This is a genomic window from Streptantibioticus parmotrematis, assembly GCF_019890615.1.
GTDB lineage: Bacteria > Actinomycetota > Actinomycetes > Streptomycetales > Streptomycetaceae > Streptantibioticus_D > Streptantibioticus_D parmotrematis.
The window spans coordinates 1-16,297 of sequence record NZ_JAINVZ010000026.1 but is presented as its reverse complement, the minus strand read 5'-3'; the positions used below and the strand labels follow the sequence as shown (position 1 = coordinate 16,297).

At 72.6% G+C, this 16,297-nt stretch carries 12 protein-coding genes; 10 read left to right on the top strand and 2 right to left on the bottom strand.

The window, feature by feature from the left end:
- Nucleotides 1–5 precede the first annotated feature (5 nt).
- From nuoL to K7472_RS27450, 7 genes are all read left to right on the top strand, one after another.
- On the top strand, nt 6–1,901 hold the full coding sequence (gene nuoL / locus K7472_RS27480; RefSeq protein WP_222981276.1) for an NADH-quinone oxidoreductase subunit L: 1,896 nt from the start codon (nt 6–8) through the stop codon (nt 1,899–1,901).
- A gap of 1 nt (nt 1,902) precedes the next feature.
- Nucleotides 1,903–3,519, top strand: a complete 1,617-nt coding sequence (locus K7472_RS27475) for an NADH-quinone oxidoreductase subunit M (RefSeq protein WP_222981275.1) — start codon at nt 1,903–1,905, stop codon at nt 3,517–3,519.
- Complete coding sequence (nuoN, locus tag K7472_RS27470; RefSeq protein ID WP_222981274.1) at nt 3,516–5,180, top strand: NADH-quinone oxidoreductase subunit NuoN; 1,665 nt, start codon at nt 3,516–3,518, stop codon at nt 5,178–5,180. Before K7472_RS27475 ends, nuoN begins: the two co-directional genes overlap by 4 nt.
- Nucleotides 5,181–5,343: 163 nt before the next feature.
- Nucleotides 5,344–5,799: a hypothetical protein gene (locus K7472_RS27465; RefSeq protein ID WP_222981273.1), complete on the top strand. Its 456-nt coding sequence runs from the start codon at nt 5,344–5,346 to the stop codon at nt 5,797–5,799.
- Nucleotides 5,800–6,066: 267 nt separating this feature from the next.
- A complete protein-coding gene (locus K7472_RS27460) occupies nt 6,067–7,341 on the top strand; it encodes a carboxylate--amine ligase (protein ID WP_252396345.1) in 1,275 nt (424 codons plus the stop codon).
- Nucleotides 7,338–8,573, top strand: coding sequence for an FAD-dependent oxidoreductase (locus K7472_RS27455; RefSeq protein ID WP_222981272.1), 1,236 nt, complete (start codon nt 7,338–7,340; stop codon nt 8,571–8,573). The genes K7472_RS27460 and K7472_RS27455 overlap by 4 nt, the downstream gene beginning before the upstream one ends.
- Before the next feature lie 173 nt (nt 8,574–8,746).
- Nucleotides 8,747–9,751 carry a polyprenyl synthetase family protein gene (locus K7472_RS27450; protein ID WP_222981271.1) on the top strand — a complete coding sequence of 335 codons (1,005 nt, stop codon included), beginning with the start codon at nt 8,747–8,749 and terminating at the stop codon, nt 9,749–9,751.
- 182 nt (nt 9,752–9,933) lie between these two features.
- Here the strand turns inward: K7472_RS27450 and K7472_RS27445 are convergent, their stop codons facing one another.
- Nucleotides 9,934–10,467, bottom strand: coding sequence for a sigma factor-like helix-turn-helix DNA-binding protein (locus K7472_RS27445; RefSeq protein WP_308014115.1), 534 nt, complete (start codon nt 10,465–10,467; stop codon nt 9,934–9,936).
- 287 nt (nt 10,468–10,754) lie between these two features.
- Between K7472_RS27445 and K7472_RS27440 the strand changes: the two genes are divergently transcribed.
- From K7472_RS27440 to K7472_RS27430, 3 genes are read left to right on the top strand one after another with little or no spacing between them, the layout of a single operon-like run.
- A complete protein-coding gene (locus K7472_RS27440) occupies nt 10,755–12,158 on the top strand; it encodes a LolA family protein (RefSeq protein WP_222981269.1) in 1,404 nt (467 codons plus the stop codon).
- A gap of 57 nt (nt 12,159–12,215) precedes the next feature.
- Entirely contained in the window at nt 12,216–13,166 is a 951-nt protein-coding gene (locus K7472_RS27435; protein ID WP_222981268.1) for an ABC transporter ATP-binding protein, read from the top strand.
- Nucleotides 13,153–14,118 carry an ABC transporter permease gene (locus K7472_RS27430; RefSeq protein ID WP_222981267.1) on the top strand — a complete coding sequence of 322 codons (966 nt, stop codon included), beginning with the start codon at nt 13,153–13,155 and terminating at the stop codon, nt 14,116–14,118. The genes K7472_RS27435 and K7472_RS27430 overlap by 14 nt, the downstream gene beginning before the upstream one ends.
- Before the next feature lie 12 nt (nt 14,119–14,130).
- On the opposite strand, the gene K7472_RS27425 is transcribed toward K7472_RS27430, so the two are convergent.
- Nucleotides 14,131–16,110: an APC family permease gene (locus K7472_RS27425; RefSeq protein ID WP_222981266.1), complete on the bottom strand. Its 1,980-nt coding sequence runs from the start codon at nt 16,108–16,110 to the stop codon at nt 14,131–14,133.
- Nucleotides 16,111–16,297: the final 187 nt, after the last annotated feature.

Below are 16,297 nucleotides of genomic sequence, written 5' to 3'. Positions count from 1 at the left end.
TCGACGTGGATCCTCTCATCGGAGCCCTGGTCGGGGCACCGCTGCTCGGGGCGGGCATCCTGCTCGTGGGCGGCAGGCGGCTCGACCGCACCGGACACTGGATCGGCTGCCTGTGGGCGGCCGTCTCCTTCGTCATCGGCGTCGTCCTCTTCGCCGACCTGCTCTCCAGGAGCCCGGCCCAGCGGACGCTGACCTCCCACCTGTTCACCTGGGTGCCGGTGGCGGGCTTCCAGGCGGACGTCGGCTTCCAGCTCGACCAGCTGTCGATGACCTTCGTGCTGTTGATCACCGGTGTGGGCACGCTGATCCACATCTACTCGGTCGGCTACATGGAGCACGACGAGAACCGCCGCAAGTTCTTCGGCTACCTCAACCTCTTCCTCGCGGCGATGCTGCTGCTGGTGCTGGCCGACAACTACCTGCTGCTGTACGTCGGCTGGGAGGGCGTGGGCCTCGCCTCGTACCTGCTGATCGGCTTCTGGCAGCACAAGCCCAGCGCGGCGACGGCGGCGAAGAAGGCGTTCCTGGTCAACCGGGTCGGCGACATGGGCCTGTCGATCGCCATCATGGTCATGTTCACCACGTTCGGCTCCTTCGCCTTCCGCCCGGTCTTCGCGCACGTCGGCGACGTCTCGCAGGGCCGGCTGACCACGATCGGGCTGCTGCTCCTGCTGGCCGCCTGCGGCAAGTCGGCCCAGGTGCCGCTCCAGTCCTGGCTGGGCGACGCGATGGAGGGCCCGACCCCGGTCTCGGCGCTCATCCACGCGGCGACCATGGTGACCGCGGGCGTCTACCTGGTGGTGCGCTCCGGCGCGATCTTCAACGCGGCGCCCACCGCGCAGCTGGCGGTGTGCGTGGTCGGCGCGGTCACGCTGGTCTTCGGTGCGATCGTCGGTTGCGCCAAGGACGACATCAAGAAGGCGCTGGCGGGCTCCACGATGTCGCAGATCGGCTACATGATGCTGGCCGCGGGCCTGGGCCCGATCGGCTACGTCTTCGCGATCATGCACCTGGTCACCCACGGCTTCTTCAAGGCGGGCCTGTTCCTCGGCGCCGGTTCCGTGATGCACGGGATGAACGACGAGGTGGACATGCGCAGGTTCGGCGCGCTGCGCACGTACATGCCGGTCACCTTCGTCACCTTCGGCCTGGGCTACCTGGCGATCATCGGCTTCCCGGGGCTGTCCGGCTACTGGTCCAAGGACAAGATCATCGAGGCGGCGTTCGCCAAGGGCGGCACCGAGGGCTGGACCCTCGGCGCGGTCGCCCTGGTCGGCGCGGGCATCACCGCGTTCTACATGACCCGCGTCATGCTGATGACGTTCTTCGGCGACAAGCGCTGGCAGCCGGACGCCGAGGGCCACGAGCCGCACCCGCACGAGTCGCCGAAGATCATGACGATCCCGATGTCGATCCTGGCCTTCGGCTCGGTCTTCGCGGGCGGGCTGTTCTCCATCAACTCCGCCTTCCTCAAGTGGCTCCAGCCGGTCACCGGCCACAGCGACGGCCACTCGCCGGTCGCCACCTGGGAGATCACGGTGGCCACGCTCGTCGTGCTGATCCTCGGCGTCGGCCTCGCCTGGCAGAGCTACGGACGGCAGGCCGTCCCGGCCGTCGCGCCGCGCGGTTCGCTGCTCACCCGGGCCGCCCGCCGCGACCTGCTCCAGGACGACTTCAACCACGTGGTGCTGGTGCGCGGCGGCGAACACCTGACCCGCAGCCTGGTCTACCTGGACCACACGGTCGTCGACGGCGCGGTCAACGGCACGGCGGCCGGTGTCGGCGGCCTGTCGGGGCGGCTGCGCAGGCTCCAGAACGGCTTCGTGAGGTCGTACGCGGTCTCGATGCTCGGCGGCACGGCCGTGCTGGTCGCCGCGACCCTGCTGATGAGGGGTGTCTGACATGTCCTTCCCGCTCCTCACCGTCACCGCCGTGGTGCCCGCGGCCGGCGCGGTGGTGACCGCCGCGGTGCCGGCCGCCCGGCGCACCGCGGCCAAGTGGACGGCGCTGGCCTTCGCGCTGGCCACGCTGGTGCTGGCGGCCGTGGTGACCGCCCGCTTCTCGCCGGGCGGCGCGCGGTACCAACTCACCGAGTCGCACGCCTGGATCACCGCGTTCGGGGTGCGTTACGAGCTCGGGGTGGACGGCATCGCGGTGGTGCTGGTGCTGCTGACCGCGGTGCTGGTGCCGTTCGTGATGCTCGCCGGGTGGCACGACGCCGACCCGCTGGAGACCAGTGACCGCCGCTGGCGGCCCACGCAGGGCTTCTTCGCGCTGATCCTGCTGGTCGAGGCGATGGTGGTGATCGCCTTCGAGTCCACCGACGTCTTCCTCTTCTACGTCTTCTTCGAAGCCATGCTGATCCCGATGTACTTCCTCATCGGCGGCTTCGGCGACCAGGCGGGCGCGCACGGCGAGGACGAGCAGGCCCGCCAACGCTCCTACGCGGCCGTGAAGTTCCTGCTCTACAACCTGGTCGGCGGCCTGGTCATGCTGGCCGCGGTGATCGGTCTTTACGCGGTCACCGCCCACCAACTCGGCGCGGGCACCTTCTCGTTGCCGCAGATCCTGCACGACCGGGCCAACGGCACGCTGACGCTGTCCACGACCGCCGAACGCTGGATCTTCCTGGGCTTCTTCTTCGCCTTCGCGGTCAAGGCGCCGCTGTGGCCGCTGCACACCTGGCTGCCCAACGCCATGGGCGAGTCCACCGCACCGGTCGCCGTCCTGATCACCGCGGTCGTGGACAAGGTCGGCACCTTCGCGATGCTGCGCTACTGCCTCCAGCTCTTCCCGGCCGCCTCGAAGTGGGCGACGCCGGTGATCCTGGTGCTGGCCGTCATCGGCATCATCTACGGCGCGCTGCTCGCGGTCGGCCAGCGCGACATCAAGCGGCTGATCGCGTACGCGTCGATCTCGCACTTCGGCTTCATCATCCTGGGCATCTTCGCGATGACCTCCCAGGGCCAGTCCGGCGCGACCCTCTACATGGTCAACCACGGCGTCTCGACCGCCGCGTTGCTGCTGGTCGCGGGCTTCTTGATCAGCAGGCGCGGCTCGCGCAGGATCGCGGACTTCGGCGGGGTGCAGAAGGTCGCGCCGCTGCTCGCCGGGACCTTCCTGGTCGGCGGCCTGGCGACGCTGTCGCTGCCCGGACTCGGGCCGTTCGTCAGTGAGTTCCTGGTGCTGGTCGGCACCTTCACCCGCTATCCGGCGCTCGGTGTGATCGCCACCCTCGGCATCGTGCTGGCCGCGCTGTACGTGCTGGTGCTCTACCAGCGCACCATGACGGGCCCGGTCAAGGCGGGCATCGAGGGCATGAAGGACCTCAAGGTGCGGGAACTGGTGGTGGTGGCGCCGCTGATCGCGCTGCTGCTCTTCCTCGGGGTCTATCCCAAGCCGGTGACCGACGTGATCAACCCGGCGGTCAAGGACACCCTCTCCGACGTCCACCGCACCGACCCCCCGCCGAAGGTCACCGTGCCCGCGGTCGCCGCAGCGAAGGAGAACGCCAAGTGAGCGCCACGGCAGCAGCCGTCCACAGCCTGTGGACAACGCGGGCCCTCGCGGACACCGCCGCGACCCCCGCGATCCCCACCCCGCACATCGAGTACGCCCAGCTCTCCCCGGTGCTGATCGTCTTCGGCGCCGCCGTGCTCGGCGTGCTGATCGAGGCGTTCGCCCCGCGTGCCGCCCGCTACGCCGGTCAACTCGCGGTGTCCGTCGTGGGGTTGGCGGCCGCGTTCGCCGCGCTGGTGGCGCTGGCCGCCGACGGTTACGCGCAGGGGCGGTCGCACGTCGCCGCGATGGGCGCGGTGGCGGTCGACGGGCCCGCGCTCTTCCTCCAGGGCACGATCGTGCTGATCGCGCTGGTCGCCACGTTCACCTTCGCCGAGCGCCGCCTCGACCCGGTGGCGCACGGCAACCGGGTGGACTCCTTCGCCGCGCAAGGGTCCGCGGTGCCGGGCGGCGAGCAGGAACAGAAGGCGGTGCGGGCCGGGTTCACCACCACCGAGGTCTTCCCGCTGCTGCTGTTCGCGGTCGCCGGCATGATGATCTTCCCCGCCGCCGACGACCTGCTGACCCTCTTCGTCTCGCTGGAGGTCTTCTCCCTCCCGCTGTACCTGCTGTGCGCGCTGGCCCGGCGCCGCAGGCTGATGTCGCAGGAGGCGTCGGTCAAGTACTTCCTGCTGGGCGCGTTCTCCTCCGCCATCCTGCTGTTCGGCATCGCGCTGCTGTACGGCTACGCGGGCACGGTCTCGTACGGCGGCATCGCGGACGTGGTGGACGGCACCGCCAAGCTCACCCCGGCGCTGGCCAACACCACGGGCAACGACGCGCTGCTGCTGATCGGCGGCGCGATGGTGGTGATGGGGCTGCTGTTCAAGGTCGCGGCGGTGCCGTTCCACATGTGGACGCCCGACGTCTACCAGGGCGCGCCGACCCCGGTCACCGGCTTCATGGCGGCGGCGGTGAAGGTGGCCGCGTTCGGCGCGCTGCTGCGGCTGCTGTACGTGGTGCTGCCCGGGATGCGGTGGGACTGGCGGCCGGTGATGTGGGGCGTCGCCATCGTCACCATGGTGGTCGGCGCGATCATCGCGGTCACCCAGACCGACGTGAAGCGGCTGCTGGCGTACTCCTCGATCGCCCACGCGGGCTTCCTGCTCACCGGCGTCATCGCGGTCTCGCCCAGCGGTGTGTCGTCGGTGCTGTTCTACCTCGTCGCCTACTCCTTCGTGACGCTGGGCGGCTTCGCGGTGGTCACGCTGGTGCGCGACGCCGGAGGCGAGGCGACGCACCTGTCCAAGTGGGCGGGCCTGGGCCGGCGTTCGCCGCTGCTGGCCGCCGTGTTCGCGGTCTTCCTGCTGTCGTTCGCGGGCATTCCGCTGACCGCCGGGTTCTCGGGGAAGTTCGCGGTCTTCAAGGCGGCGGCGCAGGGGGGCGCGGTCCCGCTGGTCGTCGTCGGTGTGATCTCCTCGGCCATCGCCGCGTTCTTCTACATCAGGGTCATCGTGATGATGTTCTTCCAGGAGCCGCAGCCGCAGGGTCCCACGGTGGCCATCCCCAGCCCGCTGACCTCCACCGCGATCGCGCTGGGCGTGGCGGTGACGCTGGTGCTGGGCGTCGCTCCGCAGTACTTCCTGGACCTGGCCGGAAAGGCGGGTGTCTTCGTGCGCTGAGGGGGCAGGAAGCCCGTTGTGGCGCCGGTCACACATGGTCGTCACTCGTCCCTTTCTGTCACCGAAAATGTCGTTACGAACCTATGACCCGATTGGTTGGTATTCCGCCGGATCGGGTCGTAGGGTCGTACCCGGCATTCACGTCCCAACCCGGGGAGGACCCATGCGAGGTCGTCACCTGAAGATCGCGGTCATACTCTGCGCGGGCGCCGCCCTCGCCGGAGCCTCCTTGCCGGCGTCCGCCGCCACCCGGGCCCCTTCCGATACGCACACGTCCGGTGCGCGGCCGGTCGTGGTCGACTGCTCCTTCAAGGCGCAGGTCCGTCCCGGCACCTACCTGCTGGCCTGCGCGGACGGCAACAACGGCCTGGTGAAGCTGCACTGGAAGTCCTGGGGCGCCTCGTCGGCCACGGCCACCGGCACCAACGTCGTCAACGACTGCACGCCGTACTGCGCCGCGGGCAAGTTCCACTCGTACGCCGTCGACGTGAAGCTGGCGAACCCGAGGGCGTGGGCCGGGCACCACGGTCAACAGCGGTTCACCACGCTGGAGTTGACCTACCCGGGCGCCCGTCCGGACCACAGCCCGCGCCACGTGTCGTACCCGCTGTGGAGCTGACGCGTCAGCACTCGCGCTGACCTTCCTCGGCGTGCCGTCCGGCGCTCCCCACGCGGGACACCGGACGGCACGAACGGGCCCTGATGACACGATCGGGCCAATGCCCGACATCGTGTTCGCAATATGGCCGAACCGGTTGCTGGGTCCGATGGTCCGCCAGTAGCGTCCTGGGAACGCCGCGGGGAGGGGGGAGAACCTCCCGCGACCGAGGGGGGTCATGTGGCGAGTGCGCCGTCGTTCGCGGTGGACAGGTCCGTACCGGGCCTCATGGTGAAGATCGGCAACTACCCGCTGCACCACGGCGGTGTCGGCGCCATCCGCAGCCTCGGCAGGCTGGGCGTCCCGATGTACGCGGTCACCGAGGACCGCTTCACCCCGGCGGGCTCCTCCCGCTACCTGACCCACGGCTACGTGTGGCCCACCACCGGCCTGGAGGAACCCGAGCGGCTGGTCGCCGGACTGCTGGACGTCGGCCGCCGGATCGGCAGACCCAGCGTGCTGATCCCCACCGACGAGGAGGCCGCGGTGCTCGTCGCCGAGCACGCGGCCGAACTGTCCGCCCGCTTCCTGCTGCCCCGGGTCGATCCCACGCTGCCCCGGCGGCTCGCCAGCAAGCGCGGCCTGCACGACCTGTGCCTGACGCACGGCGTGCCCACCCCGCGCGCCGCGTTCCCCGAAACCCAGGACGACATAAGGGAGTTCGCGGAAGAGGCCCGCTTCCCCGTGGTCGCCAAGAACCGCGACGCGTTCGAACGCCGCCGCGCGCCCGTGGTGCCCGGCACCACCCGCATCGCCGGACCGCGCGAACTGCTGGCGCTGGCGGGCGGCTGGGGCGAGCGGCCCGGCGTGGTGCTCCAGGAGTACCTGCCGCGCGAGCAGGCCGAGGACTGGATCGTGCACGGCTACTTCGACGCCGACCACGCGCCCCGGGCCCTGTTCACCGGGGTCAAGGTCCGCTCCTGGCCACCGCACGCGGGCATGACCGCCTGCGCCTACGTCGTGCCCAACCCCGAACTCGCGGATCTGGCCGCCCAGTTCGTCAAGCAGATCGGCTTCTCCGGCACCGCCGACCTCGACCTGCGCTTCGACCGCCGCGACGGGCGCTACAAGCTGCTGGACTTCAACCCGCGCGTCGGCGCGCAGTTCCGGCTCTTCGAGAACGCCGCGGGCATCGACGTCGTCCGCGCCCACCACCTCGACCTGACGGGCCGTCATGTTCCGCGGGTGGCACAGCTGGACGGCCGCCGCTTCGTCGTGGAGAACATCGACCTGCCCGCCCTGATCGCCTACCGCCGCGGCGGCTACACCACCCCGCACGCCCCCCGCCGCGCCACCGGCACCGAACTCGCCTGGTTCAGCGGCGACGACGTCAAGCCGTTCCTCACCATGCTCGCCCGCCTCGGCGGACCGGGCGCCAAGCACCTGCTCCAGCTGTGGCGGACCCGGCGCCGCAACCGGCCCGCGAGCCGGCCCGCGCCGCCACCCGCCGCCCACACGACATCGGCCCACACGACATCCGCTCCGGGAGGGGATCAGGCATGAACCCAGTGGTGGTGATCGGCGCCGGGCCGTACGGCCTGTCCACCGCGGCGCACCTGAAGGCACGCGGCGTCCCCGTCCGCGTCTTCGGCACGCCGATGTCCAGCTGGACGGAGACGATGCCCACGAAGATGGTGCTGAAGTCCACCCCGGACGCCTCCACCATCTCCGCGCCCGGCCGCGGCCACACCCTCCAGGACTTCTGCGACGCGGTGGGGGAGCCCCGCCTCGTCACCGAGCGGGACCTGGTGACCCTGGAGTTCTTCGTCCGCTACGGCGAGTGGTTCACCGAACGCCTCGTCCCCGAGGTCGAACGGGTCCGGGTCGCCTCGGTGGACCGCGACGCGCGGGAGTTCCGGGTCAAGCTGGAGTCCGGCGAGGAGCTGACCGCCCCCGCGGTCGTCGTCGCCAGCGGCCTGAGCGGCTTCGCCCACGTGCCCGAGGTGCTGCTCGACGCCGCCCCCGACGGCCCGTCCGCCACCGGCCCGGTCTCGCACAGCGCCCAGCACACCGACCTCGGCCGGTTCGCCGGACGCGACGTGCTGGTCGTCGGCGCCGGGCAGTCCGCGCTGGAGAGCGCCGCGCTGCTCGCCGAGGGCGGCGCCTCGGTCACCGTGCTGGCCCGGCGGCGCGGCAGCGTCGGCTTCGGCGCGCCGCCGCGCGACGGCATCCAGTGGAAGCCCGACTCGCCGGTCGGCCGCGCCTGGTCGCTGTACGCGTTCAGCAACGTGCCAGGACCCTCCGCCTTCCGCTACCTGCCCGAGCCCACCCGGCTGTGGCTGGTGCGCAAGGTCCTCGGACCGCGCGGCGCCTGGTGGCTGCACGACCGCTTCGAGGGCCGCGCGCCCGTCGTCCAGGGCCGCGAACCGGTCGCCGCCCGCCTCGACACCGCCACCAACCGCGTGATCTTGACGACACGGGGCGGCGCCGAGGGCGGCCTGCGCGACTTCTCCGCCGACCACGTGCTCGCCGCCACCGGCTACCGGGTGGACGTCGACGCGCTGGACTTCCTCGGGCCGGGACTGCGCGCCCGGCTGACCCGCACCGGAGGCTCCCCGCTGCTGGACCGCGGCTACGGGGGATCGGTGCCGGGGCTGTACTTCACGGGCCTGCCGTCCGCCGCGACCTTCGGCCCGCTGATGCGCTTCGTGTGCGGGACCCGCTACGCCTCGCCCCGGCTCGCGGCGGCGGTGACGGCCAGGGTGCGCGGAACGGGGGCGGCGAGCGCCGTCTGAGGGACCCGGGACGAGGGTGGCGGGCGCCGTCGGGGGGACCCGGAACGGCCGTTTCACCTGGCAGCTCACCACGGTGTCCGGCGCACCGGCCACCAGTGATCCACAGGGGACCGGATACGCTGCAACCAATGGCACTTCAGGCCACGACCGAATCAGCGACAGGAGCTCCCCTCGTGACCGTCGTCGGGCCCTTCGGGCTGAGCGTGCGCGACCAGGTCCTCGACACCGACATCCGTGTCGGTCTCGCGGAGGTCGAAGAGGGCCTGCTGGAGGCCACCAAGAGCGACGTGCCGTTCATCACGAACGCCGCGCAGCACCTGGTGCGGGCCGGGGGAAAGCGTTTCCGGCCGCTGGTCGTGCTGCTGGCCGCGCACTTCGGCGACCCGTACGCGCCCGGCGTGGTGCCCTCCGCGGTCGTCGTGGAGCTGACCCACCTCGCCACGCTCTACCACGACGACGTCATGGACGAGGCCGACGTGCGGCGCGGCGTGCCCACCGCCAACGCCCGCTGGGACAACTCGGTCGCCGTCCTGACCGGCGACTTCGTCTTCGCCCGCGCCTCGCACATACTGGCCGACCTGGGCCCGGAGGCGGTGCGCATCCAGGCCGAGGCGTTCGAGCGGCTGGTCACCGGCCAGATCCTGGAGACCGCGGGCCCGCAGGACGGTCGCGACGCCATCGACCACTACCTGGAGGTGCTGGCCGGCAAGACCGGCTCGCTGATGGCGGTCTCCGGGCGGTTCGGCGCGATGATGTCCGGCGCGGACGACGCGGTGGTGGACACCCTCACCCAGTACGGCGAGCGCATCGGCATCGCCTTCCAGCTCGTCGACGACGTGCTGGACATCGCCAGCGACGGCCACGAGTCCGGCAAGACCCCGGGCACCGACCTGCGCGAGGGCATCGCCACGCTGCCCGTGCTGCACCTGCGCTCCGGCGCCTTCGACAGCCCCGAGGACCGCCGGCTGATCGCGCTGCTGGAGGGCGACCTCACGGACGACGCCCGCCACGCGCAGGCGCTCGCCCTGCTGCGGGCGCACCCCGCGCTGGAGATGGCCCGCCGCGACGCGATCCGCTACGCCGACCTGGCCCGCGCGGCCCTGTCCCCCCTGCCGGAGTGCGCCGCGAAGAACGCGCTGGAGGCCCTGTGTGACGCGGTGGTCCACCGGGCGGGCTGAGTCTTTCGGGCCGGAGCACGTTCTTTCCGCCGCGACGGCTGGCAAGAGGTACGTCGCTGTCCGGCGGTGCCGAGCCCACCGGACCGGCGGACGCACCGCCGCAAGCTGTCACTGCCTTCCCGGCCCCCGTAGCGCGGCGCCCACCGCGCCTTGCCGCTTCGCGTACGCCGCCACCAAGGGGTTCACGTCCGACGAAGTCCCCCTCGTTCCTCCAGCGCGATCTTCAGCCTGCGCAGCGCGTAGAACGCCCGGGTCCGCACCTCCTGCGCCGGCACCCCCAGCACCTGCGCGGCCTGAGCGGCCGTCCGCCCCGCGAAGTACGTCGCGGTCAGCGCCTCGCGGTGCCCCTCCGTCAGGTCCGCCAGCGCGTCGCACACCGCCATCATCCGCAGCGCGGCGTCGACCTCCCCGGACTCCGGCACGGGCGCCGGCGCCCCGCCGCCCGCGGGGCCCAGCGCGATCCGCCGGGCCACGCTCACCAGCCACGGCCGCAGCGCCGCCGCCCCGCGCTCCAGCCGTTCGGTCTCCCGCCAGGCGGTCAGCAGCGTCTCGCGCACCACGTCCTGCGCGCGGTCCCGGTCGCCCTCCACCAGCCGCAGCGCGAACGCGTACAGCGGTGCCGCGTGCGCGGCGTGCAGGGCGCGTATCAACTCCTCGTCCGGCTCCGGGCCGGTGGACCGTCTGTGCTGGCCCCTGGAGGGTCGGTGCTCGCTCACGCCCGCATCCTGTCGCACTCGAACCCCCAGGTCGAGAGGGGTAGTTGGAGATCCGAGAGTTCAAGCCGGAGCGCCGCGGCACCCCGGCCCGCTCTCCCCGGCGGGCGGGGGAGCGGCCGCCGCCCCTAGGGGAAGGCGACCCCGGCCCGTCATCCCCGGGGCGTACCCGGGGTTGATCCCGTGGGGGGATGTGGCCGGCGGACCCGTTTGGTGGGATGGAGCACAGCGGACGAAGGGGGACCGGGGTGACAATGGTCCGGTACCGCCGCCAACGACGGAGGTAGGCAATGGCACGGAACGAATCGCCGCGACCCGAGGGGGACTTCGGGGGCTACGCGGACTTCGGCGACGTCGACGGCGAGGCCAGGGCCCGGCGGCGGCGCGCGCTGACGCGTTACGCGGTGCCGGTCGCGGTCGCCGCGGTGGCCGCGACCACCATCGGCCTGGGCACCGCGCTGGCCAGCACCGGCAGCGGCCCGTCCCTGCCCCACCTGACGGCGCGCCAGCTGCTGGACAAGATGGCGGCCTCCGACACCAGCACCCTGTCCGGCTCGGTCCGCGTCAGCACGGACCTCGGCCTGCCCTCGGGCCTGTCCGGCGGTCTGCTCGGCGGCGTCGCGGGCGGCGCGAGCGGCTCGGCGGCCGGTTCCTCCGACCCGTTCGGCGGCTCCTCGGGCTCCGGCGCGTCCGGGTCGAGCCCCTCGGCCTCGTCCGGTTCGTCCTCCGCCGCCGACCCGGCGGCCAAGCTGACCGAGCTGCTGTCGGGCACCCACACCCTTCAGGTGGCCGCCGACGGCCCGGACCGCCAGCGGCTGTCGATCGTCGACGACACCTCGCAGTACACCGTCATCCACGACGGCACCCAGATGTGGGCGTACGACAGCGGCGCCAACTCCGTCTACCACGCCACCGAGCCCGCGCACCCCGCCGGGACCGCGCACGCCGACAAGCCCCCGGCCGGGGTGCCGACGACCCCGCAGGCCGCGGTGGACCAGCTGCTGAAGGCCGCCGGTCCGACCACCTCGATGACGGTGGACGGCACCGCGCGGGTCGCCGGGCGCAGCGCGTACGAGCTGCTGGTGCGGCCCAAGCAGGCCGACAGCACCATCGACTCGGTGCGCGTCGCGGTGGACTCCGCCACCGGCACGCCGCTCGCCTTCACCCTCACCCCGAAGGGCGGTGGCAAGGCGGCGGTGGACATCGCCTACACCCGCGTGAACTTCGGCAAGCCGTCGGCGAGCGACTTCACCTTCACCGTGCCCAAGGGCGCCAAGGTGACGCAGGGCAAGCAGGACCAGCACGGTGAGCACCCCGGCGGGCCGGGCGGCGCGGCGGGCTCCGGCGCGGTCGGCTCCGGCGCGGCGAAGCTGCCGGGCGGAGCCTCGGGCCCCGAGCTGACCGGCACCGGCTGGACCACGATCGCCGAGCTGAAGGCACCGTCGGGCGCGGGCCTCAAGAGCGGCCAGGGCGGGCAGAGCGGACAGGGTTCCCAGGGCGGCAGCGCCCAGGGCCCGGCCGGCGTCGAAGGACTGCTCGGCACGCTCGGCCACCACGTCTCCGGCCGCTTCGGCTCCGGTACGGTGATCAGCACCCGCCTGGTCAACGTCCTGGTGACCGACAAGGGCGCCGTCTACGCGGGCGCCGTCACCCAGGAGGCCCTGGTCGAGGCGGCGAACGCGGCCGCAGGGTGACCGTCGGCGCGGCTGAGGCCCCCCGCGGGCCGGAGCCGACCAGCTAGGAGGAACCGGATGGACGGGCCGCCCGCCCCCGCGATCGACACGCGAGGGCTGACCAAGCGCTTCCGGGGCGGGCAGTTCGCGGTACGCGGGCTCGACCTGACCGTGCCGCGCGGCAGCGTCTTCGGCTTCCTCGGGCCCAACGGCTCGGGCAAGACCACCACCATCCGCATGCTGCTCGGCCTGATCGAGCCGACCTCGGGCGGCGCGCGCGTCCTGGGCGAACCCATGCCGCGCGCCGCCCGCCAGGTGCTGCCCAGGGTCGGCGCGCTCATCGAGGGTCCGGCGCTGTACGGGTTCCTCACCGGCCGGGAGAACCTGCTGCGCTACGACGCCGCCGACCCCACCGCCGACCCGGCCACCCGCACGGCCCGGGTCGGCGCCGCGCTGGAACGCGTCGGGCTCGGCGCGGCGTCGGCCAAGAAGGCGCGGGTCTACTCGCTGGGCATGAAGCAGCGCCTGGGCCTGGCCCGCGCGTTGCTGCGACCGCGCGAGCTGCTGGTGCTGGACGAGCCGACCAACGGCCTCGACCCGCAGGGGATGCGGGAGATCCGCACGCTGGTGCGCGAGGTCGCCGCCGAGGGCACCACCGTCTTCCTCTCCTCCCACCTGCTGGACGAGATCGAGCAGGTCTGCACGCACGCCGCGGTGATGTCCCGGGGCGAGCTGGTCGTCCAGGGCGAGGTCGCCGAGCTGTCCGCGGGCGCGCGCGGGCGGCTCGCCGTCACCACGCCCGACGTGGCCGACGCGGTCCGCGTCCTGAAGGAGCACGGCCTGACCGACGTCGGCGCCGACGCCGACCGGGTCACCGGCGAACTGCCGCAGCCCGCCGCGGACGTGGCCGAGCTGAACGCCGCCCTGGTCGCCGCCGGGGTACGGGTGCGCGCCTTCGGCACCGAACGCGCGTCGCTGGAGGACGCCTTCGTGGCGCTGACCGGGGAGGGCTTCGATGTCGCGGGCTGAGGCGGACGTGGCGACCGGGACCGACGCGGGGGCCGGCGCGCCGGCAGCGGGGGCCGGACCCGCGGCCGAGACGCCGGGCACGCCGGAGGGCTCAGGGACGCCGACCGCTTCCAGGACGGCGCGGGCGCTGTGGTCGCTGGGACTGTTCCGCGGCGAGCTGCGCATCGTCTTTCGCCGTTGGCGCACCGCCGCGCTGCTGGGCGTGCTGGCCGCGATCCCGGTGCTGGTCGGCATCGCGGTGAAGTTCCAGACCCGCGGCGACCGGCAGGGCGCGGGCGACGGCCCCGCCTTCATCGCCGACGTCACCAACAACGGCCTGTTCCTGGTCTTCACCTCACTCGCCGTCACCCTGCCGTTCTTCCTGCCGATGGCCGTCGGCGTGGTGGCGGGCGACTCCGTCGCCGGCGAGGCCAACGCCGGGACGCTGCGCTACCTGCTGGTCGCCCCCGCGGGGCGGACCCGGCTGCTGCTGACCAAGTACGCCACCGTGCTGGTGTTCTGCGGGGTCGCGACGCTGGTGGTGGCCCTGGCCGCGCTGGCGACCGGCGCCGCGCTCTTTCCGTTCGGCGACGTCACGCTGATCTCCGGGCAGACCGTGTCGCTGGGCGACGGGCTGCTGCGGGCGCTGGCCATCGCGGGCGTGGTGGCCGTCTCGCTGGTCGGCATCGCGGCGCTCGGCCTGTTCGTCTCCACGCTCACCGACAGCGCCATCGCGGCCATGGCCACCACCGTCGGCGTCCTGCTCACCGTGCAGATCCTCGGCGCGGTCCCGCAACTGCACGCCGTCCAGCCCTACCTGTTCCCGCACTACTGGATGAGCTTCGCCGACCTGCTGCGCGCCCCGGCCATCGGCAGTGCGATCGCCAGGAACGCGGGACTCCAGGCCCTGTACGCGGCCGTCTTCGTCTCGGCGGCCTGGGCCCGGCTGACCACCCGCGACGTGACCGCGTAACGCCCCGCCCGCTCACGCCGAACGCGCCCGGCGCCTCGCCTCCAGCCGCCGGACCGCCGCGTCCACGTCGAACGGCAGGATCGTCACCGCCACGTCCGGCAGGTCGACCGCCTTGCCGATCGCGTCGCCGGTGTCGCGGTGCAGGATGTGGCCGAGCACCGAGCCGTACGTCCGGCGCGGCACCAGCAGCGTCAGCGCGGTCCCGCCACCGCGCGTGGTCTCGCGGGCCAGGGTGCGCACCGCCCGGTGCAGCCGCCGGTCCGGGCAGGCGACGACCTCCAGCGGCACCGTGGTGCCCATCGAGTCCGTCCAGCGCTCCATCAGCGCCCGCGCGTGCCGCTCGTCGATCATGAAGTGGACGGCCCGGATGTCGTCCGGCGCCAGCCCGTGCGCGTACCGCAGCGCCTTGAACGTGGCCAGGTCCAGGCTGTCCACCAGCACGTGGACCACGTGCCGCCGCCAGGGCGCGCGGTCGGCGCCGGGCGCGGGCAGCTCGTCCATCGCGGCGGCCTCCGCGCGGTACTGACGGTTGATCCGGATGAGCGCGCCCACCCCCAGCGGGAAGAGGATCACCACCAGCCAGGCGCCCTCCGCGAACTTGGTGACCGCGAAGATCAGCACGACCAGCGCCGACGCGATCCCCGCCGCCACGTTGACCACCAGCTTGAACCGGCGCCCCGGCTCGCGCCGCCTGAAGTGGTACGCCGTCAGCCCGGCCGCCGCCATGGTGAACCCGGTGAACACCCCGATCGCGTACAGCGCCACCAGCCGGTCCACGCTGCCGCCGGTCACCAGCAGCAGGGCCAGCGCCAGCGCGGTCAGCACGACGATCCCGTTGGAGAACGCCAGCCGGTGCCCGCGCCGGGTCAGCTGCCGGGGCAGGAAGGAGTCCTCCGCCACGAAGCTGGCCAGGAACGGGAAGCCGGTGAACGGCGTGTTGGCCCCCGTGTAGAGGATCAACGCGGTGGCCAGCTGCACGTAGACCAGCCCCGCGGTGCCGAACCACCCCGACCCGAACAGCAGGTGCGCCTCCTGTGCGATCACCGTCGGATTGCCGTCCGCGTAGGGAATCGCGTGCGTGGCACGGGCCAGCAGCGACACGCCCAGCACCATCACGCCCAGCGTGCAGCTCATCGCCACCAGCGTGCGCCGCGCGTTGACGCCCTGCGGCTCACGGAACGCGGACACGCCGTTGGAGATCGCCTCCAGGCCCGTCAGCGAGGACCCGCCGTTGGCGAACGCGCGCAGCACGATGAACAGCGACGCCCCGTACAGCACCCCGCTGCCCGGACTGCCCAGCGGCACCGCGCCCGAGGCGTGCAGGTCGGCGTGCGGCAGCCGTCCGTCGACGGCGAGCCGCACCGCGCCGGTCACCAGCATCGCGCCGACCGCCACCATGAACAGGTACGCGGGCAGCGCGAACGTCCGCCCCGCCTCCCGGAGCCCGCGCAGGTTGCCGTACATCAGCACCAGCACCACCAGGACGCTCAACGGCGTCTTGAAACGGTCCAGCCTGGTGAACCCGCCGCCCGCCAGATGCGCCAGCGAGACCAGCGCGTCCGTCCCGGCCGCCGTCTGCACCGCGACCGTCACGATGTAGTCGATGAGCAGCGCCACCGCCGCGATCTGCGCCACGTTGGGCCCGAAGTTCTCCCGCGCCACCACGTAACTGCCGCCCGCCCGGGTGTAGACGGTGACCACGTCCCGGTAACAGAGCGTCAGCAGGAGCAGCACCAGGATCACCACACCGGTGATCGGCAGCAGCAACGAGAACGCGGCCGCCCCGATCACCGGGACGAGCGCCCGCAGGATCTCCTCCGGCCCGTACGCGGTCGACGACATGCAGTCGGAGGCGAGCACCCCGAGCGCCATCGGATTCGACAGCTTCTCGGTGCGCAACTCCTCCGTGATCAGCGGCGGGCCGAGCAGCAGCCGTTTGACGCGGTACAGCGGTCGGTCGTGCGGCGGGGACACGGACTCGGTGGCGGCCATGCGTCCAGGAATACGGCCGCCCGGCCGCCGAGTCACGAGGACGCGACGGCCGGGCACCGGGACGGTGGTCCCCGCGCCGCCGATGGCCGGATCCCACGGCGGCCGGCGGGACGGTCAGCCCACGACCGTCCAGGTGTCCTTGCCCGCCAGCAGTGCGCTCAGGTCGCCTTTGCCGTGGTGTTCGATT